Below are 25818 nucleotides of genomic sequence, written 5' to 3'. Positions count from 1 at the left end.
ATGAGCACCCGGACCATCACGATCCGCGACACGGTGCCCGCCCGCCGCCGCGACGTCAACAAGCTCCCCTGGGGAAGCCCGGCGGTGTACTTCGTCGCCCTGGTCATCATCGCGCTGATGCTCGGGCCGGTGCTGTACATCATCATCGGCGGCTTCCGCAGCAACTCCGAGATCACCGTCGACCCGTCGGGCCTGCCTGTGAGCTGGAACCCGCAGAACTATGTCGAGGTCCTGACCAGCGGGCTGTTCTGGAACGAGGTGCTGAACTCGACGATCGTCGCCCTCGCGACGACCGCGGGTGCGGTGGCGCTCGGGCTCATGGCCAGCTACGTCATCGCCCGGTACACCTTCGCCGGGCGGGGAGCGCTGTACGCGCTGTTCGCCGCGGGCCTGATGTTCCCGATCACGGTGGCGATCACGCCGCTGTACATCGTGGTGCGCAACCTCGGGCTCATGAACTCGCTGCCGGGGGTCATCCTGCCGCAGATCGCGTTCGCACTGCCGACGACGATCATCATCCTGGTCCCGTTCCTGAGGGCGATCCCCGACGAGATCCAGGAGGCCGCGTACATCGACGGCTGCGGTCGCCTGTCGTTCTTCTGGCGGATGGTGCTCCCCCTGGCGGTGCCCGGTGTCATCACCGTGGCCATCCTCGCCTTCATCGGAAGCTGGAACGGCTACCTGCTGCCGCTGTTCATCCTGAACGACGAGGCGCAGTTCACCCTCCCGCTCGGTGTCCAGGCCTTCTCGTCGCAGTACTCCGTCGACACGGCGAAGGTGCTCGCGTTCACGTCGCTGTCGATGCTGCCCGCGCTGGTGTTCTTCAGCCTCTTCGAGCGGCGGATCGTCGGCGGCCTGACGGGGGCGGTCAAGGGATGAGCGACGTCGTGATGCCCGCGGTCTCGCCGCGGGTGCAGTCCCTCCATGCGCAGATGACGCTGGACGAGAAGCTCGCGCAGCTCGTCGGCTACTGGGTCGACAAGGGCGGCGAGGTCGTCGCCCCGATGGCCGGCGAGCGCGGCAACACCGGCCCGTACGAGGAGGCGACGACCCACGGCCTGGGCCACCTCACCCGCGTGTACGGCACGCGGCCCGTGGACCCGGTCGCGCGCGCCGAATGGCTCTGGGCGGAGCAGCGGCGTCTGCGTACCCAGACCCGCCTGGGCATTCCAGCCATCGTGCACGAGGAGTGCCTGACCGGGCTCGCGGCGTGGAAGGCCGCGACGTTCCCGACGCCGCTGGCGTGGGGCGCGGCCTTCGATCCCGAGCTGACCGAGGAGCTCGGGGCGGCGATCGGCCGGTCCATGGCGGCGCTGGGGATCCACCAGGGCCTCGCCCCGGTGCTCGACGTCGTCACCGACCCCCGCTGGGGCCGCGTCGACGAGTGCATCGCCGAGGATCCCTACGTCGTCGGCACCATCGGCACCGCTTACGTGCGCGGGCTGCAGTCGGCCGGTGTCGATGCGACCCTCAAGCACTTCGCCGGGTACTCGGCCTCGCAGGCCGGTCGCAACCACGCCCCCGTCCAGATGGGCCGACGCCGCCTGCAGGACGTCGTGCTGCCGCCCTTCGAGATGGCCATCCGCGACGGCGGCGTGCAGTCGGTCATGAACTCGTACGCCGAGATCGACGGTGTCCCCGTCGCCTCCGACCCGACGCTGCTCACAGAGCTGCTGCGGGAGGAGTGGGGCTTCGAGGGCACCGTGGTCGCCGACTACTTCTCGGTCGCGTTCCTGCACTCGCTGCACGGCGTCGCCGCCGATCTCGGCGAGGCGGCGGTGCTGGCCCTCCGCGCCGGCATCGACGTCGAGCTGCCCACCGCGGACGCGTTCGCAGCACCGCTGCGCGCCCGGCTCGCCGCCCATCCCGAAGAGGTGGAGCTCGTCGACCGCGCCGTGCTGCGCGTGCTCGCCCAGAAGGAGCGGCTCGGCCTGCTCGACGCCGACTTCGAGACGCCGCCCACCGAGATCGACCTCGACGATCCCGCGCTGCGCGCCCTGGCGCGGCGGGCGGCCGAGGAATCCGTCGTCCTGCTGACCAACGACGGCGTGCTGCCGCTCTCGGCTCCCGGGCGGATCGCGCTGATCGGCCCCAACGCCGACTCGGCCGAATCGCTCATGGGGTGCTACTCCTTCGCGAACCACGTGCTCGCGCACCACCCGGGCACTCCGCTCGGCTTCGAGATGCCGACCATCGCCGAGGCGCTGCGCGGCGAGTTCGCGGGAGCGGACCTCGTGGTCGAACGCGGCTGCGACGTCGAGGACCCCGACACGAGCCGGATCGCCGCGGCCGCTGAGGCGGCGGCCGCCGCCGACGTCGCGATCGTCGTCGTCGGCGATCGTGCCGGCCTGTTCGGCCGTGGCACGGTGGGCGAGGGCAACGACGTCGACGACCTCGAGCTGCCCGGCGCACAGCGCCGCCTCGTCGAGGCCGTGATCGCCACGGGCACGCCGACGACCGTCGTGGTGGTCTCGGGACGCCCGTACGCCATCGGCTGGATGCTCGAAGGACCGGGCGCCGCGAGCGCGGTCCTGCAGGCCTTCTTCCCGGGCGAGGAGGGCGGCCCCGCGATCGCGGGGATCCTCTCCGGCCGCACCGCGCCGTCGGGGCGCCTGCCGGTGTCGCTCCCCCGGTCGGCGGGCGCACAGCCGTACACGTACCTGCACCCGGTCCTGGGCGGCCCCACCGAGATCACGAGCGCCGACAACACCCCGGCCCTGCCCTTCGGCCACGGCCTGACGTACACGACGTTCGAGCGCGGAGCGCTGACGGCGACGGATGCCGCGACCGACGGCATCCTGGAGGTGTCGGTCGTCGTCACCAACACCGGCGACCGGCCGGGAGCGGATGTCGTCCAGCTGTATGCGCGGCACCGGGTCGCATCGGTCACGCGTCCGGTCGCGCAACTGCTGGCGTACCAGCGGGTGCCGCTGGAGCCGGGCGAGTCGGTGTCGGTGAGCTTCGCCGTGCCGGCCACGCGCCTCGCGTTCACCGGACGTGACGGCCGCCGCATCGTCGAGCCGGGCGAGATCGAGCTCTGGGTCGGCCCCTCGTGCGCCCGGCGCGGCGCCGAGGTACAGGTCGAGCTGACCGGCGAGGTGCACGTCGTCACGGCGGCCGACCCGAGGGTGGCGATGGCGACGGTCCGTACCGGCGCAGACGCCCTCGCCGCCCGCTGAGAACCGCACGAAGAGGGCCCCACGGCATCGCGCCGCGGGGCCCTCTTCGTGCCCGTTCCACAGGTCAACCGGCCCTCCACAGGAGGTTGAACCGATCCAACCTCCTGCGGAAGCGCGGTTGACCTGTCGAACGGAAGGGAGCCAGGGGATGCCGTCATCCCAGGCGCGAGCTTGCTCCCCGGTCGCCGCGGGGCGCCTTCGTGCCCGTTCCACAGGTCAACCGGCCCTCCACAGGAGAGTGAACCGATCCAACCTCCGGCGGAAGCGCGGTTGACCTGTCGAACGGAAGCGGACGAGGGGATGCCGCCCACCCGCCGGCCCGCTGCTTCGGACGCGAGGAGGCCCGCGGCGATGCGCCGCGGGCCTCCTTCGTCTCCGCGCCGGCTACGCCAGGTCGAGCTCCACCGTCGCGAACGCGTGCGGCGGCAGCGACACCGACAGCACGCCGCCGTCGAGCGACGTCTCCAGCGGCGCCGGCGCGACGGCGTCGGGCGTCTCGGGCGTGTTGTGGGCGGCGGCATCCGTCCCGGTCAGCACCCGCGCGCGGCGCACCGTCGCGGCGCGCCCGCGCAGGTCGACGCGCACGTCGAGCGTCTCGTCGAGCGAGAGGTTCGACAGCGACACCAGCGCCGCGCCCTCGGTGGTCGAGGCCGAGACCGACAGTCCGGGGACGCCCTCGGACGCCGACGGCGACGACAGCACGTGGGCGCTCAGCGCCGTGGCGTCGTGGTGGCCGCGGTTCATCTCGAACACGTGGTAGGTCGGGGTCAGCACCATCGCACCGGAGTCGTCGGTGAGGATCATCGCCTGCAGCACGTTGAGCGTCTGCGCGATGTTCGCCATCTTCAGGCGCCCGGCGTGCCGGTGGAAGGCGTCGAAGTGCACGGCGGCCACGAGCGCGTCGCGCACGGTGTTCTGCTGGAAGAGGAACCCGGGGTTGGTGCCCGGCTCGACGTTCCACCACGTGCCCCACTCGTCGAGGATCAGGCCGACCTTGCGGTCGGGATCGTACGAGTCCATCACCGCCTCGTGCCGGCGGATGACGCGCTCGACATCGATCGCCTTGCGCATGGTGCCGTAGTACTGCTCGGCGTCGAACTCCGTCGCCGACTCGGTGTTGATGCCCGCTCCGGCGTGCGCGTAGTAGTGGAACGACACGCCCTGGAACACCGGGGACGGGTTGGAGCCGCAGGTGAGGCATCCGAGCGACTCCATGAGGGCCCGCGTCCAGGTGATGTCGTCGTCCGACGCGCCGGCTGCGATGCGGTAGAGCTCGTTGCCGCCGTGGTTGCGGCAGAAGGTGCCGTAGCGGCGTGCCTCCAGCGCGTACTGCTCGGCGGTCATGTTGCCGCCGCAGCCCCACGCCTCGTTCCCGATGCCCCAGAACGGCACCTTCCACGGCTCGTCTCGGCCGTTCTCGCGACGCAGGCGCGCCATCGGGCTGTCGCCGTCGCGCGTGAGGTACTCGACCCACTCGCTCATCTCGCGCACCGTGCCGCTGCCGACGTTGCCGTTGACATAGGCGTCGGCGCCGAGCATCTCGCAGAGGTCCATGAACTCGTGCGTGCCGAAGTGGTTGTTCTCGACGATGTCGCCCCAGTGGGTGTTCACCATCTGCGGGCGGCTCTCGCGGGGACCGATGCCGTCGCGCCAGTGGTACTCGTCGGCGAAGCAGCCTCCGGGCCAGCGGAGATTCGGGATGCCGAGCGCTCGGAGCGCCTCGACGACGTCCGAGCGGATGCCGCGCACGTTCGGGATCTCGGAATCCTCGCCGACCCAGAAGCCGCCGTAGATGCAGCGGCCGAGGTGCTCGGCGAAGTGGCCGTAGAGGTGGCGGCTGATGACGTCGCCGGGGACGTCGAGGTCGATGACGGCGCGGGCCGTGGTCACAGGCTTCTCCAGGTGTCTGCAGGGGTGAGGGGAACGAGGGAGGGGCGCTCGACGGTCGTGTGCAGCGGTTCGCGCGCGCCCGAGGCGGCGGAGGCGGCGAGCGCCGTCATGATCTCGAGCACGTGGTGGGCCATCGCCCCGCTCGCGCGCGCGTGGCCGGCGGCGAAGTCGATGAGCCCGATGCCGCGACCCCCGTCGGCGTATCCGGCCGACGGCTGCAGCGTCTGCCACTCCCCGCCGCGGGGGTGCAGCTGCACTGCGCCGGTGAACATGTTCGGGTCGGGCACCAGGAGCGAGCCGTCGACGCCGTGCACCTCGATGGGCGCCGCCGTCGACCGCACCCCGTCGAAGCTCATCGTCACGGTCGACAGGGCACCGGAGGCGTGGTGCAGGATGCCGGTGAGATGCGTGTCGACGTCGACGGCGATGGACTCCCCGGCACGCGGGCCGGATCCGATGACGCGCGTGTCGCGCGACCGCGACGCCGCTCCCGAGACGGAGGCGACCGGCCCGAGCAGCTGCACGAGGGACGTGACGTAGTACGGCCCCATGTCCAGCAGCGGGCCGCCGCCTTCGCGATAGTAGAAGTCCGGCTGCGGATGCCACGACTCGTGGCCGGCCGAGATCCACATCGCCGACGCCGAGACCGGGCGGCCGATCAGACCCTCATCGATCGCAGCACGGGCGGTCTGCACGCCCGTGCCGAGCACCGTGTCGGGGGCGGCGCCGATGCGGACGCCCGCGGCGGCCGCGGCATCCATCACCCGCGCGGCATCGGGGAGCGTCGCCGCGAGCGGCTTCTCGCCGAAGACGTCCTTGCCGTGGGCGATGGCGGCGAGCGCGACCTCGGCGTGCGCGGCGGGGATCGTGAGGTTGAGGACCGCGTCGACCTCGGGGTCCGCGACGAGCTGGTCCGTGGTCAGCACGCGCGCGCCGGGGATGGTCTCGGCGACCGCATCGGCCCTGGCCGTGTCGAGGTCCGCCACCGCGACGATGCGCACGCTCGAGACGCCCTTGAGGGTGTCGAGGTACTGGCGCGAGATGACGCCCAGCCCGACGATGCCGACCCCGGTCACCGCGCCGCCCACAGCAGCCCCCGCTCGATGATCGTGCGGACGTTGGCATCCTGCAGCACGTCGACGCTGTGACCCGGCGTCGCGACGAAGACGCGCCCCTGTCCCCACTCGCGCGTCCACACCGCGGGCGAGGTGATGGGGCGGTGCCAGGGGTGGTACGGCTGCACCGGATGCGTGGTGGTCGCCAGCACGTCGATGAGGTCGTCGTGGAGCACCCAGTACTGCTCCGTCGTCAGGACGAAGTCGTCCAGGCCAGCGGTGATCTCGTGGGTGCGGCCGAGGTCGGTGAGCTCGACGGTGTACTCGAGGTAGTTGTCGCTCTGGTCCCCGTGCACCTCGTCGGGGTGCTTCGAGGGGTGGGTGGCGAACTGGCCGCCGACGAGCTGGAGGTAGTCGGAGCTGGCCCGGAACGAATCGGCGATCCCGCCGTGCCAGCCGGCGAGGCCGGTTCCGGCGGCGACGGCGTCGCGCAGCCCGCGGACGGCCTCCTGAGAGGCCTGCGACATGGTGACGCACTGCAGCACGAGGTCGACCCCCGCCATGCGGTCGGCATCCGCGTACACCTCGGGGCTCTCCTCCACGGAGACGTCGAAGCCGCTGTCACGGAGGAACGGCAGGAACAGCTCGGTCGCCTCGACCGGGTGATGGCCGTCCCATCCGCCGCGGACGACGAGGGCGGTGCGGGTCATGAGGGGTTTCCTTCCACGGGGTTTGCGGGGGCGTCGACGGCGCCGGCGGCGACCGTCGTCAGGATGCTGTCGTGCGCGGCGCTCTGCTCGACCGCGGCGAGCACGCGCTGCACCTGGGTCGCGTCGGCGAAGGTGGGCGACGCGGGGATCTCACCGGCGACGGCGCGCACGAAGTCGACCGCCTGGTGCGTGAACAGGTGCTCGTACCCGAGTCCGTGACCGACGGGCCACCACGCGCCGGCATACGGATGCTGCGCCTCGGTGACCTGCACGCGCCGGAAGCCCTGGGCGACGTCGGCGGCGGCGTCGTACACCTCGAGCTCGTTCATCCGCTCGAAGTCGAACGCGATCGCGCCGCGGTCGCCGTTGATCTCGATGCGGTTGGCGTTGCGGCGTCCGGTCGCCAGGCGCGTCGCCTCGAAGACACCCAGGGCTCCGCCGTCGAAGTGGGCGGTGAACGCCGCCGCGTCGTCGACGGTGACCGGGAGCCGGTCGGTGGTGTCGGCGGCCACGCCGCCCAGGCCTTCCACAGCCCCGCGTCGGGGCCGCGAGGTCACGAAGGTGCGCAGCGTCGCCGACACCGCCGTGATGTCCTGACCGCTGAGCCATTGCGCGGTGTCGATGCTGTGCGCGCCGATGTCACCCAACGCGCCCGAGCCCGCCCGGTCACGGTCCAGCCGCCAGGTGTGGGGCGCGTCGGAGTCGCTCAGCCAGTCCTGCAGGTACTGCGCCCGGACGTGGCGGATCTCGCCGACACGGCCTGCCGCGATGAGCTCGCGCGCGAGGGTGAGCGCGGGGGTGCGGCGGTAGCTGAAGCCGCACATGGCGACGACACCGGCGCGGGCTGCGGCATCCGTCATCTCCTCCGCCTCGGCGACCGAGTTCGCCAGCGGCTTCTCGCACAGCACATGCTTTCCGGCGGCGAGCGCGGCGAGCGCGATCTCGGCGTGGGTCTGGCCGGGGGTGCAGATGTCGATCACGTCGATGTCGTCGCGTTCGACGGCCTCGCGCCAGTCGACCGAGTGCTCCGGCCACTCCCACCGCGCCGCGGCCTCGGCCGTGGCGTCGGCGCGATGCCCGACGAGCAGCGCCGGCTGCGGAGTCAGCGGCAGGTCGAAGAAGCGCGGAGCGGTGCGCCAGGCGTGGGTGTGCATGCGGCCCATGAAGCCGGTGCCGATCAGTGCGATCCGCAGCGGTGATGTCGTCGTCGTCATCGGGTGTGTGCCCTTTCCAGCCACAGACGATGCCATCGCCCGGTCGGCGTCGCGACAATGTTGCGCAAAACCTCGACCGTGCGCAAAGGTGGTGCGATGGCCGTGAGACGTCATCCGATCGCCGAGACCGTGGGGTTCACCCGCGGTCGCGGCGGCCCGGTGACGTCTCACGAGGAAGCGTCGAGCGGAGGCATCCGGTGTCGGCGCGCGTGAGCCTGGCGGCCGTGGCGGCGGCGGCCGGGGTCAGCGTGGCGACGGCATCCCGCGCACTGTCCGGTCGCGGCGACCTGGCCCCTGCCACTCGACGTCGGGTGCTGGCGACGGCCCGCACGCTCGGCTACGCGCGTGACCCCGCCGTCGGCGGGCGGCCGCCGGGATCCGCGCGCCTGGTCGACCTGGTGCTCGGCTGGTTCCACAACGCCTACTCCGACGAGGTCACCGCCGGCGCCCGCAGCGCCGCGGCCGCCGCCGGCTACGACCTCGTGCTGACCGAGGAGCGCGACACCCCCGACGACGACTGGCCGATGCGCATCCGCCGGCGCGGTTCGGCCGGCGTGGTGCTGGGACTCATCTCGCCGACGGCGTCGCAGCTGGCGGCGCTGAACGACGCCGAGATCCCGGTCGTGCTGATGGATCCGCAGGCCGAGACGTCGCGGGGTCTTACGAGCGTTCGCACGACCGACAGGGAGGGCGGTGCGGCAGCGGCGATGCACCTGGCCGAACGCGGCGCCACCCGGTTCGCGGTGGTGCTGGGGTCGCCGCCGTACCGCTACGGCCGTGCACGGAACACCGGCTTCCGCGAGGCGCTGCGCCTGGTCCGCCCCGACGCCGACCTCGTCGCGGTGCAGGCCGACTGGGGCGGAGCGGCGGCGCGCGAGGCCGCGCTGCCCGTCCTGCGCGGCCTCCGGCCTGGAGAGCGGCTGGGGGTATTCGCATGCTCCGACGAGATGGCGGCGGGCGTGTACTCCGCAGCCGCGGCGACCGGGCGGCGCATCCCCGACGACGTGCTCGTCGTCGGGTTCGACGACCTGCGCGGCGCCCGCTGGCTCACGCCGCCGCTCACCACCGTGCGCCAGCCCATCCGCGAGATGGCGGCGGCGGCCGTCACCGCGCTCACCGAGGCCGCCGCGGGCGCGACCCTGCCGCCTGGACCGATCCTTCTTCCCACCCGCCTCATCGAGCGCGGCTCGACCTGAGCGCTCCCGGGGTCACCGGACTCCGCGCCCGACCCGATCCCGACAGGTCAACCGCGCTTCCGCAGGAGGTTGAACCGTTCCAACCTCCTGTGGAGCCGCGGTTGACCTGTGGCGCGACGGGGTGAAGACCCGAACCACAGAGAAGAGCGGATGCCGCGGCGCACGGCATCCGGACGGACCGACGGCCGCGGCATCCGAACCGGACGAAACGTCCCCTCCGGGCCCGTGGGGCACGCGAGTAGCGTGGGAGAACCTCCGACGGAAGGGCTCTCCCATGTCCACCACCGCGCAGTCCGTGACCCGACGCCCAGCCCGCAGCGACGCGGAGCTGCAGCAGATGGCGAAAGACCACCTGTGGATGCACTTCGCCCGCCAGTCCGTCATGACCGACGGCCCCGGCGTGCCCATCATCGTCAAGGGCGAGGGCCACCACATCTGGGACTCGCAGGGCAAGCAGTACATCGACGGTCTGGCGGGCCTGTTCGTCGTGGCCGCGGGCCACGGCCGCCGCCGCCTCGCCGAGGTGGCCGCCAAGCAGGCCGAGGAGCTGGCGTTCTTCCCGATCTGGTCCTACGCCCACCCCGCCGCGATCGAGCTCGCCGACCGCCTCGCCGGCTACGCGCCCGGCGATCTGAACAAGGTGTTCTTCTCGACCGGCGGCGGAGAGGCGGTCGAGACGGCGTTCAAGCTCGCCAAGTACTACTGGAAGATCCAGGGCAAGCCCACCAAGCACAAGGTGATCTCCCGCTCGGTGGCCTACCACGGCACGCCGCAGGGCGCGCTCGCGATCACCGGCATCCCGGCGATGAAGGAGATGTTCGAGCCGGTCACGCCCGGCGGCTTCCGCGTGCCGAACACCAACTTCTACCGCGCCGCCGACATGGGCGCGCCCGCCGACGACCTCGAGGCGTTCGGCGTGTGGGCGGCCGACCGCATCGAGGAGATGATCCTGTTCGAGGGCCCCGACACCGTCGCCGCCGTGTTCCTCGAGCCCGTCCAGAACTCCGGCGGCTGCTTCCCGCCGCCTCCCGGATACTTCCAGCGCGTGCGCCAGATCTGCGACAAGTACGACGTGCTCCTGGTGTCGGACGAGGTCATCTGCGCGTTCGGACGCATCGGCCACATGTTCGCCTGCGACGCCTACGGCTACGTGCCCGACATGATCACGTGCGCCAAGGCGATGACCAGCGGCTACTCGCCCATCGGCGCCACCATCGTGAGCGACCGCATCTACGAGCCGTTCGCGCACGGAGACCGCGCGTTCTACCACGGCTACACCTTCGGCGGCCATCCGGTCTCGGCGGCGGTGGCCTTGGAGAATCTCGACATCTTCGAGGAGGAGGGCCTCAACGAGCACGTGCGCGAGAACTCGCCGCTGTTCCGCTCGACCCTCGAGAAGCTCACCGATCTGCCGATCGTCGGAGACGTCCGCGGCGACGGCTACTTCTTCGGCATCGAGCTGGTCAAGGACAAGGCGACGAAGGAGACCTTCGACGACGACGAGTCCGAGCGGCTGCTGCGCGGGTTCCTGTCCAAGGCGCTGTTCGACGCCGGGCTGTACTGCCGCGCGGACGACCGCGGCGACCCCGTCATCCAGCTCGCGCCGCCGCTGACGGTCGGCCCGGCCGAGTTCGATCAGATCGAGCAGATCCTGCGCAGCGTGCTGACGGAGGCGTGGACGCGCCTGTGATGCCTGGCGGGCTCAGTCGTCGGAGTCGGACTCGGATTCGTCGGGCTCGGGGATGACGGTGAGCCCGTTCGGGCCGCTCGCGGTCCGCATGAGCTCCTCGACCCAGCGCCGGTTGATGCGGGGCTGGCGGCCGCCGAAGAAGTGGAACTGCAGCGGCACCGACGGATGGATCCAGAAGCTGCGACGGCCGCTCCCGTCCCCGATCTCGACGTCGAACATGAAGGGCTCGGAGCGCCGCAGCTTGTTCATCATGACGATGCGGAGATGGGCGAGAGTGCGGTCCTCGATGTCGACCGCGTTCGCGTTCGTGTCGTAGATGAACCTACCCATGGCAGGAGCCTACTGGGTCCTCATCGCGGGGCGAACGCCGCGGCGAAAAGGGCCCGCGCACGCCGCGCGACCGCCGGTCGCTGCGCCGGGTCGGCCCGCGCCAGCTCGGTGGCGAGCATCCCCGCCGCGAGCGTGACGTCCTCCGCCTCGATGTGCGAGCCGACGCGCCCCGCCGCCCGGTCGCGTGTCAGCAGGCGGTCGACGAGCACGCGGAACCGCTCACCCATCGCCGCGACCCGCCCGTCGGCGGGATCCGCCGTGACCAGCTGGATCAGCGCGGTCGAGCCCACGGCCTGATCGACGACGCGATCGAGCAGGTCCTCGATCGTCCGGTCGGACGCCGCCGAGTACTCCTCGAGCTCGCGCACGTTGTCTTCGAAGACGGCGACCGCGAGCGCCGTGCGGTCGGGGAAATGACGGTACAGGCTCCCCTGGCCGACTCCGGCGCGCTTGGCAACGGCGCTGAACGGCGCGCCGAGGCCGCCCTCGGCGTAGACCTCGCGGGCTGCGGCGATGAGGGCGCGCCGGTTGTCGGCGGCCGCGGCCGGCCCGCGATTGCGGCGGGGAGTCGAATCGGGGACTGCTGTGCGGGGCACGGGTGTAGCCTAGTACCGGACATAGATGTCCGGTAGGAGCCGCCCCGAAGGTCCCGCACCCGCATCCCGGACGACCCGCTGCCGGCAGAAAGGGAAGAACTCATGACCACCGACACCGCGCTCCTCACCGGAGCGTCCACCATTCAGGCGTGGCTCGACCACCCGGCCGGCGGCCCCGCACTGCGCGGCCTCCTCTCCCAGGGCGGCCAGAGCACCGACGCCCTCGCCCCCGTGGCGGGCCTCCCGATCCGCAACCTCGTCGCGATGAGCGGCGGCGCCTTCCCCCAGGCCGCACTGGACGCCCTGGTCGCCCAGGTGAACCCGGACGGCATCGCGGCCGAGGCGGACGCCGACCCCGGCGACGCGCCGGCCGCGGAGTGGGCCGAGAAGATCACGTCGGGCCGCTTCACCGGTCAGACCGTCATCGTCACCGGCGCCGGATCCGGCATCGGCCGCGCGACCGCTTCGCGCGTCGCGCGCGAGAGCGGCCGCGTGATCGCCGTCGACGTGAGCCAGGAGCGTCTGGACGAGTTCGTCGCGGCGCATCCCGGCGCGGACGTGGTGGCGCTCACCGCCGACATCACCGACGATCAGGGCGTCGCCCGCATCGTCGAGGCCGCCGGCGACCGCATCGACGCCCTCGCCAACATCGCCGGGATCATGGACGACATGACACCGGTCGGCGAGGTCACCGACGCCGTGTGGGACCGCGTGTTCCGGGTCAACGTCACGGGCACGATGAAGCTCATGCGCGCGGTGCTCCCCACGATGCTCGCGCAGGGCAGCGGCTCGATCGTGAACACCTCGTCGGAGGCATCCCTTCGCGGCTCCTCGGCCGGTGCCGCCTACACCGCGTCCAAGCACGCGGTGGTCGGCCTGACCAAGTCCAGCGCGTTCATGTACGGCCCCAGCGGGATCCGTGTCAACGCCGTCGCACCGGGCCCGGTGATCACCAACATCGAGGCCGCCTTCAACTCGCCCCTCGGCGCCGACCGCGTGCGCGCCGGCATGGCGATCATGCCGCCGCCGGTGACCGCCGACCGCCTCGCCGCGTCGATCACGTTCCTGCTGAGCGACGACGGCGTCAACGTCAACGGCCAGAACCTCGCCAGCGACGGCGGCTGGTCGGCGGCCTGACCTCCGGCCGGTGGACGGCGCCCGCCCCCGGTCGTGGGGCGGGCGCCGTCAGAACGGCCAGATGAGCGGCACGTAGAGCACCGCGACCGCGAGGAAGAACAGCACGAGCGGCAGGCCGAGCCGCCAGTAGTCGCCGAACCGGTATCCGGCCGGCTCCATCACCATGAGGTTCGCCGGTGTCGCGATCGGGGTCAGGAACGACGCCGCGCCGGCCACGGCGAGCGCCATCATGAACGGCTGCACCGACACGTCGAGCGTCTGGGCGACGGCGATCGCCATGGGGGCCACGATCAGCACCGTCGCGACGTTGCTGATGAGCTGCCCCAGCACGACCGTCAGCAGCCCGAGCGCGAGCAGCGCCAGGTGAGGGCCGGCGTCGCCCAGCAGCGCCAGCATCCACCCGGCGACGAGCTCGGCGGTGCCGGTGTTGATGAAGGCGGTCGACAGCGGGATCATCCCGGCGATGAGCACGACGGTCGTCCACGAGATCGCGTGGTAGGCCTGCGGGACGCTCACGGTGCGGGTGAGCACGAGGGCGCACGCCGCGAGCAGCGCGGCGACCGCGGCGGGAATGAGACCCGTCGCGAGCAGCACGATCATGGCGATCAGGATGCCGAGCGCGCGCTTGGCGCCCGCGCCGAGCGGCACCGACCGGCGCAGCAGGGCCGGGTCGTCGACGGCCAGCACGCCGGGCTGGCGCGCCCGCCGCGAGAGGTCGGCCCACGTGCCCTGCAGCAGCAGGGCGTCGCCCGCCTGCAGGACGAACCCGGTGCCGGTGAGGTGCTCGTCACCGCGGCGTCCGGCGAGGACGACCAGGTCGCCGTCGGGCGTCGTCATCCCCGCGTACACGCGCTGCCCGATGAGCGGCGAGCGTGGCGCGACGACGACCTCCGTCACCCCGCTGTCGGGGCCGAGCAGCGTGCCCGTGTCGAGGGTGAGGGAGTACTGCTTGCGTAGCACGCGCGCGTGCCGGGCGAGGTCGACGGGCATGAGCGCGCCGGGACGCTCGGGCAGCAGACGGCCGCCGAGGAGCAGGATGACGACCGTCCCGAGCAGCACGGGGATGCCGACGAGCGCGAACTCGAAGAACCCGAACTCGCGCCCGCCCGCGTCGGCGGCGAGCTCCGACACCAGGATGTTCACGGGTGTGCCGGTGAGGAGGAGCAGGGAGCCTGCGGATGCCGCGAACGCGAGCGGCATGAGCAGCTTCGACGACGGCACCCCGGCCCGCGCGGCGACCACGACGACGAGCGGCAGCAGCGCCGCGACCGCGCCGTTGATGCTGATGAGCGCGGTCACCGCTGCCACGAGGAGGGAGATCACCACGACCAGCGACCGGCGCCCGCTGCCGGCCCGGCCGATCACCAGCTGGCCGGCCCACGCCGTCACGCCCGTCGCGTCGAGCGCCTCGCTCACGACGAACAGCGCCGCGATGAACAGCACCGTCGGATCGCCGAATCCGGCCAGCGCCTCGGGGAGCGTCAGGACTCCGGTGAAGAACAGCGCGAGCGCCACCCCGATCGCCACGACGCCGATCGGCACGCGGTTGCTCACGAAGGCGACGACCGCCAGCGCCAGGATGACGAGGGTCGCGGCTACGGGGTCCACGCGCCCAGCGTAGCCATCGCGCCCCCTGGGGCCCCGACGGGTCCGGACGTCAGCCGCGGAGGCGTGCCAGGCCGGCGACGTCGTAGGCGAGCTCGACGGCGTCGAACACCGCGGCGTCGATCGTGCGGGGCGCGAACGCGTCGCCGATCGTGAGGACGCGGGGCGCGGCATCCGTCATCCCGCCGGGGATCGTGACCGACGCGCGCGGCTCGATCGCCACGACGGCCTCGAGCGCCCCGATCGTGTCGGCGACGCCGGTCAGCGCATCGCTCACCCGGACCGCACCGGCCGCGACCCCCTCGACGCGGTGGGCGGTGCGCCGGCGGAAGCCGCCATGGGCGCCCAGACGCTCGAGCAGCAGCGGACGGTCGTAGCCGGCGCCGATATGGGGGAACACGGTCTCGAACGGCGTGACGAGCTCGAGCTCGTCGACGTGCGGCAGGAGCGTCAGGACGATGCCGGCGGCATACGCGGTCCCGTCGGCGTCGACGACCGCGATCCTCCGCCCGAGCGGCCGGGCACCGGTCTCGGCGCCGGCGGTGCGGGACACCGCGGCGAACGCGTCGATCGTGCCCGCCGCCGGGAAGCCGCCCGCGTAGGCACCCCCGAGCGCGAGCGACGTCGACGCGGGGGCGACGGCGCCGGTCGCGACGACGATGCCGTCGGCGCCGAGTCCGCGCAGCGACTCGGTCGTCGCCTCGACGCCGAGCCGCACCTCGACGCCGGCGGCGGCGAGGTCGCGCTCCAGATCGTCGACGAGCAGCCCGACGCTCTCGCGCCCCGGCACGCGGCGAGCGAGCCGCAGCTGGCCGCCGAGCTCGCCGGAGCGCTCGATGAGCGTCACGGCGTGGCCGTCGGTCGCGAGCTCGACGGCGGCGCGCATGCCCGCCGGTCCTCCGCCGACCACGACCCACCGCTGCGCGGTCGCCACCCGGGGCCGCGCGCCCCGCTCGAGCTCGCGCCCCGCAAGCGGGTTCACGGTGCACGACATGGCCAGGCCGCGACTGCCGCGGCCGAGGCATCCCTGGTTCAGCCGGATGCAGTGACGGATGCCGGGCTCCGCGACGCCGGCGGGCCCCGGTCCGTGCGCGGTCCCGGGTCCGATGAGCTTGCGGCCGAGGTCGGGGTCGGCGATCTGCGCGCGGGTGAGCGCCACCATGTCGGCGATGCCCGAGTTGACGACTTCCTCGGCCTCCTCGACCGTGCGCGCGGCGCCGACCCCGAAGACCGGAACGTCGGGGTTCGCGGCCTTGACGGCGGCGACGTCGTCGCGCAGCCAGGCGTAAGGCATCGGCGACGACGGGAAGACGTAGTGGACGTTGTGGTACCCGCCGCCGGCGAGGTCGAGGAAGTCGATGCGGGCCTCCGCGCGGAGCCGGTCGATGACCTCGCGCATTCCCGCGCCGTCGACGCCGTCGGGGTGGAACTCGTTCGCGACGATCCGGATGCCGACGGTGAAGTCGTCGCCGACCCGCGCGCGCACCGCGCGCAGCACTTCGCGCGGGAAGCGGGTGCGCCCCTCGATGTCGCCGCCGTACTCGTCGCCGCGCGCGTTGTAGAGGGGCGAGAGGAACTGGTGCAGCAGATAGCCGTGCGCCATGTGGATCTCGACGCCGTCGAACCCGCCGTCGCGGGCGTGCTCCGCCGACAGCGCCCAGCCGTCGACGAAGGCCGCGATGTCGTCGTGGTCCATCTCGCGCGTGGCGTGCGCGGTCGACGGCGAGAGCAGTCGCGACGGGGCGTACACCGCCCGCGGGCCGTCCGGACCGTCGGGCTGCGCCTGCGCGCCGTGGTGGTTGAGCTGCACGAAGATCTTCGCGCCGGCCTCGTGGACGGCATCCGTCATCTTCTTGGATGCCGCGACGCTCTCGGGGCGGTAGGCGTCCTCGAACCCGCGGATCGACCCGGTGGGGTGCACGAAGTGGTTGCCGGCGACGAAGAGCCCGCACCCGCCCTGCGCCCGCCGCACGTAGTACGCCGTCTCGCGGTCGGACTCGACGCGGTCGGAGTACTGCTTCGAGTGCGCCGTCTGCATGATGCGGTTGGGCACCGTCACGGCCCCGATCCGCAGCGGCTCGGCGAGGACGGAGGAGCGGATGCCGGGACTCGCGGTCATCCTCCGAGCCTACGTCGCCGCCCCGCGGCGCCCGCCGAGCAACCGCGACGTCGTCGAACGACCACGCTGTCGGCGACGGTGACGTGGTCACTCGCCGAGATCGTGGTTACTGGGCAGGGGTGCATACGCGCGGATGCCGCGGCCGGCGGCGGCCTGCGGGCGGCGTCAGAGACGGTCGAGGGCCTGGTCGAGGTCGGCGACGAGGTCGTCGATCGACTCGATGCCGACCGAGAGCCGCACCACCTCCGGAGGAACGGCGAGCTCGGTGCCGCGCACCGAGGCGTGCGTCATCTCGTCGGGGTAGTTCATCAGCGACTCGACCCCGCCGAGCGACTCGGCCAGCTGGAACAGGCGCGTCGACTCGGCGAGACGGCGCGCGGAGGCGGCATCGGCCAGCGCCACCGAGACGATCCCGCCGAACCCGCTCATCTGCCGCGCGGCGATCTCGTGACCGGGGTGCGAGGGCAGGCCGGGGTAGTACACGCGCTCGACCGCGCCGTGGCCCGAGAGGAATTCGGCGATCGCGTGCGCGTTCTCGCTGTGGCGCCGCATGCGAAGGGGCAGCGTCTTGATGCCGCGGGTCGTGAGCCACGCGTCCAGCGGGCCCGACACGGCGCCCACGGCGAACTGCAGGAACTTCGCCTGCTCGTACAGCGCGTCGTCGTTCAGCACGAGCGCGCCGCCGACGACGTCGGAGTGCCCGCCGAGGTACTTCGTGGTGGAGTGCACGACCACGTCCGCGCCGAGCGACAGCGGCTGCTGCAGCGCGGGCGACGCGAAGGTGTTGTCGACCACGACGAGCGCACCCGCCTCGTGGCCCAGCCGCGCGAGCCCGGCGATGTCGGTGATGCGCAGCAGGGGGTTGCTCGGGGTCTCGACCCACACGATGCGCGCGGGGCGCTCCTCGAGCGCCGCCCGCACCGCGCCCAGGTCGCTCATGTCGACGACGCGCACGCCGATGCCCCACGCGCCCAGCACGCGCGCGATGAGCCGATACGTGCCGCCGTAGACGTCGCTGCCGAGCAGCACCTCGTCGCCGGGCTCGAGCGCGGCGCGCAGCAGCGCGTCCTCGGCGGCGAGGCCCGAGGCGAACGACAGGGCGTGCGCGCCCCCCTCGAGTGCGGCGAGCTGCGTCTCGAGGGCGGTGCGCGTCGGGTTGCCGCTGCGGCCGTACTCGTAGCCGCCGCGGAGCCCGCCGATGCCGTCCTGGGCGTACGTGGTCGAGAAGTGCACGGGCGGGATGACGGCGCCCGTCGCCGGGTCGAACGCCTGGCCGGCGTGCACGGCGCGGGTCTCGAAGCCGGCGTCGCTATTGTGATCGGTCATTCGGTCGCTCCTTCGTGGGGGGCTTCGGCGGTGGTGCGGTCGTCGGCGAGAGCGGATGCCGCGGGCTCGACGTCGAACCCGTGCTCGCGCATCCAGTCGTCGTCGTAGAAGCGCTTGAGGTAGCCGCGGCCATGGTCGGGCAGCAGCACGACGACGACCGCGTCGGCCGGAAGGCCGCGCGCCGTGCGCAGCGCCGCCACGACGGCCATACCGCTCGATCCGCCGACGAGCAGCCCCTCCTCGCGGGCGAGGCGGCGCGTCATCGCGAACGTCTCGGCGTCGGGGATGCGGTGGATCTCGTCGGGGACCGAGGGGTCGTAGCTGTCGGGCCAGAAGTCCTCGCCGACGCCCTCGACGAGGTAGCCGTGGATCGGGCCGCCGGAGTAGATCGAGCCCTCGGGGTCGGCGCCGACGACACGGACCCTCCCGCCCGAGACCTCGTGCAGGTACCGCCCGGTACCGGTGATGGTGCCTCCCGTGCCGATCCCGGCGACGAAGTGCGTCACGCGGCCGTCCGTGTCGCGCCAGATCTCGGGCCCGGTCGTCTCGTAGTGGCTGAGCGGCCCGTTGGGGTTGGCGAACTGGTTCGGCTTGAAGGCGCCCGGGATCTCGCGCACGAGGCGGTCCGACACGCTGTAATACGAGCGCGGGTCCTCCGGCGGCACGCTGGTGTCGGTGACGACGACCTCGGCGCCGTAGGCCCGCAGCACGTCGACCTTCGCGCCGGCGAACTTGTCGGGCACGACGAAGATCATGCGATATCCGCGCTGCAGGGCGACAAGCGCGAGACCCACGCCGGTGTTGCCGCTGGTGGGCTCGACGATCGTTCCGCCGGGCCGCAGCTGCCCGTCGCGCTCGGCGGCGTCGATGATGCGGCGCGCGATGCGGTCCTTGGCGGAGCCGCCGGGATTGAAGTACTCGACCTTCGCCAGCACGGTGGCGGCGATGCCGTCGGTGACACGGGTCAGGCGGACGAGAGGGGTGTTGCCGACGAGGTCGGCCACGCTTTCGGCGTAACGCACGGGTAGGTCCTCGGTGTTGCCGCGCGGGTGCACGGGGAGTGATCGGGGTCGCGGAGGTCTGCGTGAAGCACGGGCTTCAACAGCAGGGGCGACAACACCGACAGGTCAACACGCGGACGAGTCTAGTCCGACGGCGGACGGGAAGCGACGGATGCCGCGACCCGGCGCTCTCCCGCCGGTCGCGGCACCCGTCGGCCGTTCCGGGTCACCAGGTCCTCACGTCCTCCGATCGTCCGACGTGCGCGGCCTGCGCGATGAGCGGCAGGGAGCGGTCGACGGCCTGTGCGACGCGACGGGTCACCGCGGGGTCGACGAGCTCGTAGCCCGCGAAGTCGGCATCCGACGCGTACACGCCCATCGGCAGTGTGAGCGCCTGGAAGAAGCCGAACAGCGGGCGCAGCTGATGCTCGATCATGAGCGCGTGTCGCTCGCCCCCACCGGTGGCGCCGAGCAGCACCGGCGTGCCGACGAGCCCGTACTGACCGACGAAGTCGAACAGATGCTTGAAGAGACCGGTGAAGGAGGCGCGGTACACCGGGCTGGCCGCGACCAGCAGATCGGCCGACTCGATCGCCTGCAGCGCCGCCTCGACCTCCGTGGCGACGTCGGCGCGCCGCAGCGCGCCAGAGAACCCGGGGCCCAGCGCTGCGACCTCGACCAGCTCGGTCTCGGCAGGGACCCGCTCCGCCACGGCGTCCAGGATCGCGCCGATCAGAGCCGTCGTCCGGCTCGGTGCCTGCAGCGAGCCCGAGACGCCGACCACACGCAGCCGCCGTGACGCGGATGGACCCGGCGTGGGGTCAGTGGACCCGGACGGTGTCCCCGCATCGCGCCACGCCCGGACCCCGAGAGGAGCAGCGAGCGTCGCCTGGGCGTCGAACGTGCTCACGAGTTCTCCTCCGGCGGCGCGGCCGGACGCCCGATCGACAGCATCAGGCGGTTCGCCCAGTTGAAGAACGCGGCGCCGTGCACGACGTCGGCGATCTCGAGCTCGTCCAGGCCCGCGGCGCGCAGGCGCGCGACGTGAGCGACGTCGAACGCGAGCGGCGTCGCGGTGAGCGCTGCGGCGGCCGCCACGATGGCGTCCCAGCGCTCGCCCAGCTCGGCGCCGATCCCCTCGGCGAGCAGGCGGTCCACCAGCTCGGGAGCTTTCGAGTGGTGGGCGGCGAAGCGTGCGTGCACCGAGGCACAGAAGACGCAGCCGTTGATCCGCGAAGCGGCGGTGGCTGCGAGTTCCCGTTCGGCCCGCGGGAGCCCGTCGGCCGTGTTGTAGAAGATGTCCTTGTCGACGAGCGTGCGCGCACGCAGGATCTCGGGGTCGCGCGCCAGCAGCCGGAAGTAGTCGCTCCCGGCGCGCTGCCGGTCGACCAGACCGTCGTAGTGGCGCTGGGTGAGCTCTTCGATGAGAAGCGGCTGGAGCCACGGCAGCCACCCCACCTCCGCGCGCGTGAACGCGTGTGGGTGCGCGGCATCGTGGGCGAGGACGGCTGATGCGGTCGTGCTGCCGGTCATGCGGAGACCTCCTGGGTCGCGGCGATCGCGCGGAGCCCGGCGGCGACGCGCTGCTGGAACGCGAGGAACGACACCAGCTGCGACAGCGTGACGATCCCGTCGGGGGTCCACCCCGCCTCGAGCAGACGCGCGTGATCGGCGGCATCCGCCTCACGTGGCCGGAACGTGAGCAGGTGCGTGTGGGCGAGCGCGGCCGCGAGCCGCTCCCCGAGCACGTCGCGCGTGTCGGGGGACGGCTCGTACCGTCGGCCCTCGCTGCTCTCGCCCCGCAGTCCCTCCTCGCGATACGCACCGAACGGCCCTGCCGTCGCGGCGAAGGATGCCTCGGCGAGGACGAGCGCGGCACGCTCGGAGTCGGCGTCGCGAGCGGCGTCCGCGTAGTGGCGCGCCGTCTCGTCGTCGGCCGTGGAGCGCGTCGCGAACGCGGCGACGAGCACGCGGTCGGCGACGGCGAACGTTCTGTCGTCGACCGGTGCGAAGAGGGCGTCGTAGCTGGCCTGCAGCTGGTCGCGCGTGACAGGTCGCCTGCGGCGAAGCTCGTCGAGCACGTCGTCTCGGCGCACGCCGACGAGCCCGTCGACGACGTCGGTGGTCGCGGTGGTCATGGGGTCTCCTTTCCGAGACGTCCGAGTGGTTCGAGGGTTCCTTCGCGCGCTCTCCAGCCGAGTGCGGGGGCGACCTCGGTGGCGAACAGCTCGATCGACCGCAGCACGAAGTCGTGCGGGGCGTCCACCGAGTGCACCTGGAAGGCGACCTCGGTGGCCCGCGAGAGAGTCGTGTCGGTGGCAAGCGATGCGGCCACCTCTTCGGGGGTCCCGAGGTGCGTGTCCGTCGCGGCGATGAGCTCGTCGAGCGTGTCGCCGGGGATGTGCTGTCCGGCGCGCCGGAAGCCCTCCGCCGCGCGGCGCAGCCCCACCGCGGCAAAGCGCACCGCGTCGGCGCGGTCGTCGGCGACGAACGCGGTGCGGGATGCCGTGATCCGCGGCGCTGCGCCGGTCGGGAGCGCGTCGAGATAGCGGTCGATGATCGGATGCTGCAGGTCGGCGAGGGTCGCGCCGACGGCGTCCGCCGCGCGAGGCTGCGTGCGCGACAGCAGCAGGCCGTGGCCGTGCACGCCGGCGCGCGCGCCTCCCGCCGCGGAGAACGTCGCCTGCCACACGCGCGAAGACAGGGGTGTGGCGGTAGGCGGTGTCACCGCGCTCGGATCGGGGTAGAGCCTGTTGCCCGCGCCGATCTCACGCCCTGCGAGTGCGTCGAGCAGGAGCGCGAGCTTCGCGTCGTAGACGGCGGCCTTGGCCGCCGCGTCCTGACCGAAGGGCGCGAACGACGACGGGGTGCCGCCGCTGCCGAGACCGAGGTCGATCCGCCCGCCGGAGAGCAGATCTGCCACGACGGCGTCCTCGGCGACGCGCACCGGGTCTTCGAGCGGCAGCGTGATGACGCCGGTGCCGAGCCGGATCTCGCTCGTCGCGGCGGCGACGTGGGCGAGGAACACGAGGGGTGCCGGCAGGCCGCCCTCGGCCGCGCGGAAGTGGTGCTGCGCGACCCATGCGCGCCCGATGCCGAAGCGTTCGGCATGCCGGATCTGGTCGGCGGCGAGGCGGTATCGCTCGGAGGCGGGCGCGTCGTCGAGCAGGCGGGTGAAGAAGGCGAGAGACGACACGGTCATGCCGCGACCTCCGATCGTCCGGGCACGGCGGCCAGCAGCTCGCGCGTGTAGTCATGGGCGGGTGCGGTGAATATGTCCTCGGTGCTGCCGGCCTCGACCACCCTCCCGCGGCGCATCACCGAGACCGTGTGGCTGATGCGACGCACCACCGCGAGATCGTGCGAGATGAAGAGGAAGCTGAGACCGAGTTCCTGCTGCAGCGATTCGAGCAGCTCGAGGATGCGCGCCTGGACGGTGACGTCGAGGGCAGAGACGGCTTCGTCGAGCACGACGACCTCGGGGCGGATCGCGAGTGCTCTGGCGATCGCGACGCGCTGACGCTGTCCACCCGAGAGCTCCCGCGGCGTGCGCTCGAGCACGTCGGCGGGGAGCGAGACGCGGTCGATGAGCTCGGCGGCGCGCGCCCTCCGCTGGGGCCGCGTGCCCTCCCGGAAGTTGTGCAGCGGCTCGGCCACGATCTGCGCCACGCTCTGCCGCGGGTCCAGTGACGAGAACGGGTTCTGGTACACCAGCTGCACGCGCCGGCGCAGTCGCCGAAGCTCTTCGCCCTTCAGGCCGGCGATGTCTGCGCCGTCGAGCTGGATGCGCCCGGCGTCAGGATGCAGGAACCGCGTCACCAGCCGTGCCGTCGTCGTCTTGCCGGAGCCCGACTCCCCCACCAGCGCGTGGGTCGTGCCCCGGCGCACCTGGAACGACACGTCGTCCACGGCGCGGAACGGCTCGCGTCCACGCCCGTGCACGGCGAAGTCCTTCACCAGCCCCTCCGCTGCGACGGCATAGGGGTTCTCGGCTGCGGCGGCCGCAGCATCCCGCAGGAACGGCGGTGCCGTCGGCCCCCGGAACTCCCCGGTCGCGAGGGACGGCGCGTCAGCGAGCAGCTGACGCGTATAGGGGACAGCGGGAGACGACAGGATGCCGGCGCTCGGCCCCTGCTCGACGACGCGCCCGTGATTGAGCACCACGATGCGTTGCGCGCGGTCCGCCGCGACCCCGAGGTCGTGGGTGACGAGGAGCACCGACGTGCCCTCCTCGCGCCGCAGATCGTCGATGAGATCGAGGATGCGACGTTGCACGGTGGCGTCGAGGGCGCTCGTCGGCTCGTCCGCGATGATCAGGCGCGGCCGCAGCGCGATCGCGGTCGCGATGAGCACCCGCTGCCGCATGCCGCCGGACAGCTCGTGAGGATGCTGACGCGCCCGCAGCGCGGGGTCGTCGAGGCCGACCCGGTCGAGCAGCTCCAGCACGCGGCCGCGGCGGGTGGCGGCATCCCGCACCCCGTGAAGCCGGAGGATCTCGCCCACCTGCACGCCGACCGGGCGCACCGGGTCGAGGGACGACACCGGGTCCTGCGGGACCAGGCCCACTTGTGCGCCACGCACCGCGCGCAGCCGCTTCTGGCTCCATCCGGTGATGTCGACACCGCCGATCGAGATCGATCCGCCGTCCACGCGGCCACCTTCTGGGAGCAGCCCGATGAGGGCGTGAGCGGTGGTGGACTTGCCCGAGCCGGACTCGCCGACGAGTGCGACCACCTCCCCTTCGCCGACCGAGACGTCCACGCCGTGGACGACCTCTCGGCGTCCGGCCCGCGTCTGATACGACACGCGCAGATCCTGCACGTCGAGCACGCTCATCGCGCTCCCCTTCCGATCGACTGGCTGATGCGGTTGGCGCTCAGCACCACAACGAGCACGACAAGACCCGGCAGGGTGGTGAGCCACCAGGCGGTGGCGACGTAGTTGCGTCCCTCCGCGATGAGCAGCCCCCACTCCGGCGTCGGCGGCGGTGCGCCGTAACCGAGGAAGCCGAGCGTCGAGATCGCGAGGATCGCGGTGCCGAACTGCAGGGCCCCGAGCCCGACGACGGCTGTGGTCGAATTCGGGAGCACGTGCCGGCGCAGCACCGAGACGTACGACCCGCCGCTGCCGAACGCGGCCTCGACGTAGTCGGTGCGGCGCACGCGCACGACCTCGGAGCGGGAGACTCGTGCGAATGACGCGACGCTGACGACGCCGACGGCGATGGCCGCGTTGACCGTCCCGAATCCGAGCAGGATGATCACCGACAGCATGAGCAGCAGCCCGGGGATCGACAGGAGCACGTCGACAAGGCGCATCAGCACGTCATCCACCCAGCCGCCGACGGACCCGGCGACGACGCCGATGACCGTGCCGGCCGCGAGCCCCACCGTGACGGCGATGAGAGCCCCCGACAGCGAATGGATCGCGCCGTAGACGACGCGCGCGTAGACGTCGCGTCCGATCGCATCGGTGCCGAACCAGTGCGCCGCGCTCGGCGGCAGCAGCTTCTCGGCAGGCACTCCCACGATCGGGTCGTGCGACGTGAACAGCCACGGCGCGACCGCCCACAGCACCGCGACGAGGATCACCGCCACCGCGGCGACGAGCGTCCACGACGGCCGCCGCCTGCGGGCGAACAGCCGCGCGGCCGACGCGCGTCGCTCGGGCAGGCCGTCGGGCGCCCCGGCATCGCGAGCGACCGGATCGAGGACCACACCGGAGGCCTCGTCCCGCGCGATCGCGGCGGTGGAGGCATCCGTGACCTCTGTCGTGGTCTGCGCGTTCATGCGGTCGCCTCCTGCAACGCGATGGGGGACCGGTTGCGGGCAGCGCGTCTGCCGCTGCGCAGCCGGGGATCGAGCACGGGGTAGAGCAGGTCGACGAGGAGGTTCACGACGACGAAGGTCAGCGCGGCGAGCACGACGATCCCCTGCAGCACCGGGATGTCCTGGTTCGCGACCGCCTGCTCCGTCACGCGCCCGATGCCGGGTCGTCCGAACACCGTCTCGGTGACCACCGCGCCGCCGATCAGCTCGCCGAACAGCACGCCGGCGATCGTGAGCGTCGGCAGCAGGGCGTTGCGTGCGACCGAACGCCACAGCACCCAGGACGGCGACGCGCCCTTCGCCCGCACGACGGTGACGAACGGCTGCAGCTGCACCTCATCGATGCTGCGCACGAGGATCTGGGCCAGGGGCGCCGAGATGGGCACCGCGAGCGTGACCACCGGGAGGATGAGGCCCGCCACCGGATCGGCGCCGACGATGGGCACCCAGCCGAGGCCGAACGAGAACACCTGGATGAGCAGGATGCCGAGCCAGAACACCGGCACCGCCACGAACACCCCCGGGAGGGCTTGAAGCCCTTGGCGGAGCCACGCGAACGGTGACAGCGTCGAGAGGAACGCGACCGCGAACGCGAGCACCGCGGCCAGCGCGAACCCGAGCGTCGCCAGGGCCACCGTCGGCGGGAGCGCCTCCCCGATGAGCTGCAGGACCCCGGTGCCGTACTGCGTGGAGAATCCCAAGTCCCCCTGCGCGTATCCGGTGAGGGTGGCCCAGTACTGCTCCCACCACGGCGAGTCGACGCCGTACGCGGTGCGGATGGACGCGATCTGATCAGGCGTCAGTCCCAGCTCGGGATTGTCGTACTTGATGAGGACGGCGTCGCCGGGCAGCAGCTGCAGCAGGACGAAGGTGGCCGTGAAGGCCGCGATCAGCACGATCGCGGCCTGCCCGGCGCGTCGGAGCGCGTAGCTCATGGGTTCG

21 protein-coding genes and 1 pseudogene are annotated in these 25818 nt (G+C 72.4%); 5 read left to right on the top strand and 17 right to left on the bottom strand.

All coding sequences use genetic code 11. From position 1 onward, the window contains the following. Together ACFRAL_RS04110 and ACFRAL_RS04105 are read left to right on the top strand one after the other, a co-directional pair. Positions 1-879: a carbohydrate ABC transporter permease gene (locus tag ACFRAL_RS04110; RefSeq protein ID WP_336395010.1), complete on the top strand. Its 879-nt coding sequence runs from the start codon at positions 1-3 to the stop codon at positions 877-879. Then, on the top strand, positions 876-3179 hold the full coding sequence (locus ACFRAL_RS04105) for a glycoside hydrolase family 3 N-terminal domain-containing protein (protein WP_378880020.1): 2304 nt from the start codon (positions 876-878) through the stop codon (positions 3177-3179). The genes ACFRAL_RS04110 and ACFRAL_RS04105 overlap by 4 nt, the downstream gene beginning before the upstream one ends. Before the next feature lie 384 nt (positions 3180-3563). On the opposite strand, the gene ACFRAL_RS04100 is transcribed toward ACFRAL_RS04105, so the two are convergent. The 4 genes from ACFRAL_RS04100 to ACFRAL_RS04085 are packed head-to-tail and all read right to left on the bottom strand — an operon-like array spanning position 3564 to position 8048. Beyond that, positions 3564-5069, bottom strand: coding sequence for an alpha-N-arabinofuranosidase (locus tag ACFRAL_RS04100; protein WP_378880018.1), 1506 nt, complete (start codon positions 5067-5069; stop codon positions 3564-3566). Continuing rightward, positions 5066-6145 carry a Gfo/Idh/MocA family protein gene (locus ACFRAL_RS04095; protein WP_378880015.1) on the bottom strand — a complete coding sequence of 360 codons (1080 nt, stop codon included), beginning with the start codon at positions 6143-6145 and terminating at the stop codon, positions 5066-5068. Before ACFRAL_RS04095 ends, ACFRAL_RS04100 begins: the two co-directional genes overlap by 4 nt. Continuing rightward, complete coding sequence (locus ACFRAL_RS04090) at positions 6142-6834, bottom strand: ThuA domain-containing protein (protein WP_336393655.1); 693 nt, start codon at positions 6832-6834, stop codon at positions 6142-6144. The genes ACFRAL_RS04095 and ACFRAL_RS04090 overlap by 4 nt, the downstream gene beginning before the upstream one ends. Then, entirely contained in the window at positions 6831-8048 is a 1218-nt protein-coding gene (locus ACFRAL_RS04085) for a Gfo/Idh/MocA family protein (RefSeq protein ID WP_378880011.1), read from the bottom strand. The genes ACFRAL_RS04090 and ACFRAL_RS04085 overlap by 4 nt, the downstream gene beginning before the upstream one ends. Before the next feature lie 197 nt (positions 8049-8245). Here ACFRAL_RS04085 and ACFRAL_RS04080 point away from each other — a divergent pair, with 197 nt between their 5' ends. Together ACFRAL_RS04080 and ACFRAL_RS04075 are read left to right on the top strand one after the other, a co-directional pair. Beyond that, positions 8246-9244: a substrate-binding domain-containing protein gene (locus ACFRAL_RS04080; protein WP_336393657.1), complete on the top strand. Its 999-nt coding sequence runs from the start codon at positions 8246-8248 to the stop codon at positions 9242-9244. Between the two features lie 274 nt (positions 9245-9518). Continuing rightward, positions 9519-10934, top strand: a complete 1416-nt coding sequence (locus ACFRAL_RS04075) for an aspartate aminotransferase family protein (RefSeq protein WP_378880008.1) — start codon at positions 9519-9521, stop codon at positions 10932-10934. Between the two features lie 12 nt (positions 10935-10946). Here the strand turns inward: ACFRAL_RS04075 and ACFRAL_RS04070 are convergent, their stop codons facing one another. Then, positions 10947-11264 (bottom strand): ATP-dependent DNA ligase, encoded by a 318-nt coding sequence (locus tag ACFRAL_RS04070; RefSeq protein WP_336393659.1) that lies wholly within the window; start codon positions 11262-11264, stop codon positions 10947-10949. A gap of 20 nt (positions 11265-11284) precedes the next feature. Further along, complete coding sequence (locus ACFRAL_RS04065) at positions 11285-11860, bottom strand: TetR/AcrR family transcriptional regulator (RefSeq protein ID WP_378880004.1); 576 nt, start codon at positions 11858-11860, stop codon at positions 11285-11287. A gap of 102 nt (positions 11861-11962) precedes the next feature. Between ACFRAL_RS04065 and ACFRAL_RS04060 the strand changes: the two genes are divergently transcribed. Continuing rightward, entirely contained in the window at positions 11963-12997 is a 1035-nt protein-coding gene (locus tag ACFRAL_RS04060) for an SDR family NAD(P)-dependent oxidoreductase (RefSeq protein ID WP_378880001.1), read from the top strand. Between the two features lie 48 nt (positions 12998-13045). Here ACFRAL_RS04060 and ACFRAL_RS04055 read toward each other — a convergent pair whose 3' ends face one another. From ACFRAL_RS04055 to ACFRAL_RS04005, 11 genes and pseudogenes are all read right to left on the bottom strand, one after another. Next, entirely contained in the window at positions 13046-14605 is a 1560-nt protein-coding gene (locus ACFRAL_RS04055; RefSeq protein ID WP_378879998.1) for an SLC13 family permease, read from the bottom strand. A 49-nt stretch (positions 14606-14654) separates the two neighbouring features. Continuing rightward, positions 14655-16721, bottom strand: coding sequence for an FAD-dependent oxidoreductase (locus ACFRAL_RS04050; RefSeq protein ID WP_378879996.1), 2067 nt, complete (start codon positions 16719-16721; stop codon positions 14655-14657). A 165-nt stretch (positions 16722-16886) separates the two neighbouring features. Beyond that, positions 16887-18047, bottom strand: a complete 1161-nt coding sequence (locus ACFRAL_RS04045; protein ID WP_378879993.1) for a cystathionine gamma-synthase — start codon at positions 18045-18047, stop codon at positions 16887-16889. A gap of 14 nt (positions 18048-18061) precedes the next feature. Next, positions 18062-19069: pseudogene (locus tag ACFRAL_RS04040) on the bottom strand (pyridoxal-phosphate dependent enzyme); the annotation flags it as partial. 205 nt (positions 19070-19274) lie between these two features. Beyond that, complete coding sequence (gene msuE / locus ACFRAL_RS04035) at positions 19275-19958, bottom strand: FMN reductase (protein WP_378879990.1); 684 nt, start codon at positions 19956-19958, stop codon at positions 19275-19277. After that, complete coding sequence (locus tag ACFRAL_RS04030; RefSeq protein ID WP_378879988.1) at positions 19955-20581, bottom strand: alkylhydroperoxidase domain protein; 627 nt, start codon at positions 20579-20581, stop codon at positions 19955-19957. Before ACFRAL_RS04030 ends, msuE begins: the two co-directional genes overlap by 4 nt. After that, positions 20578-21186: a CMD domain protein gene (locus ACFRAL_RS04025; protein ID WP_378879986.1), complete on the bottom strand. Its 609-nt coding sequence runs from the start codon at positions 21184-21186 to the stop codon at positions 20578-20580. Before ACFRAL_RS04025 ends, ACFRAL_RS04030 begins: the two co-directional genes overlap by 4 nt. Next, positions 21183-22250, bottom strand: coding sequence for a putative FMN-dependent luciferase-like monooxygenase (locus ACFRAL_RS04020; protein WP_378879984.1), 1068 nt, complete (start codon positions 22248-22250; stop codon positions 21183-21185). The genes ACFRAL_RS04025 and ACFRAL_RS04020 overlap by 4 nt, the downstream gene beginning before the upstream one ends. Then, positions 22247-23884 carry a dipeptide ABC transporter ATP-binding protein gene (locus tag ACFRAL_RS04015; RefSeq protein WP_378879982.1) on the bottom strand — a complete coding sequence of 546 codons (1638 nt, stop codon included), beginning with the start codon at positions 23882-23884 and terminating at the stop codon, positions 22247-22249. Before ACFRAL_RS04015 ends, ACFRAL_RS04020 begins: the two co-directional genes overlap by 4 nt. Then, positions 23881-24837, bottom strand: coding sequence for an ABC transporter permease (locus tag ACFRAL_RS04010; protein ID WP_378879979.1), 957 nt, complete (start codon positions 24835-24837; stop codon positions 23881-23883). The genes ACFRAL_RS04015 and ACFRAL_RS04010 overlap by 4 nt, the downstream gene beginning before the upstream one ends. Further along, positions 24834-25811, bottom strand: coding sequence for an ABC transporter permease (locus ACFRAL_RS04005; protein WP_378879976.1), 978 nt, complete (start codon positions 25809-25811; stop codon positions 24834-24836). The genes ACFRAL_RS04010 and ACFRAL_RS04005 overlap by 4 nt, the downstream gene beginning before the upstream one ends. Positions 25812-25818: the final 7 nt, after the last annotated feature.

It is taken from the genome of Microbacterium sp. NPDC056736, from assembly GCF_042790415.1.
GTDB lineage: Bacteria > Actinomycetota > Actinomycetes > Actinomycetales > Microbacteriaceae > Microbacterium.
The sequence above is the reverse complement of the archived record's forward strand: the minus strand, read 5'-3'. Positions and strand labels throughout refer to the sequence as shown.